The sequence below is a fragment of the Mesorhizobium sp. M7A.F.Ca.MR.362.00.0.0 genome (assembly GCF_004023175.1).
Taxonomy (GTDB): domain Bacteria; phylum Pseudomonadota; class Alphaproteobacteria; order Rhizobiales; family Rhizobiaceae; genus Mesorhizobium.
Genome location: NZ_RZTF01001024.1, coordinates 1 through 272, shown reverse-complemented (window position 1 = coordinate 272; position 272 = coordinate 1). Strand labels below are relative to the sequence as shown.

1 pseudogene is annotated in these 272 nt (G+C 65.8%); it reads right to left on the bottom strand.

Annotated features, from left to right (window positions below):
- Positions 1-36: 36 nt before the first annotated feature.
- Positions 37-272, bottom strand: a pseudogene (locus tag EOC06_RS38965) (multidrug effflux MFS transporter); the annotation flags it as partial.

Below are 272 nucleotides of genomic sequence, written 5' to 3'. Positions count from 1 at the left end.
GGATGAACCCCGGCCTTTTTCATTTGTTTTGGTTGCTTATTCCGCCGGCGCCTCGACGGCCTCGCGCGAGCGGCCGAGCGTGACCTTGGCCAGCGTGAAGGAAATCACCGCACAGAGCGTGATGCCGGCCACCATCGGCAGCGGCGTGCCGTCGAAGAACACGCCGGCAACACCCATGGCGAGTGCGCCGATGGCGAAATGCAGCGTGCCCATCAGCGCCGACGCCGTGCCGGCGATCTCGCCATGCTCTTCCATGGCCAGCACCGAGGTGG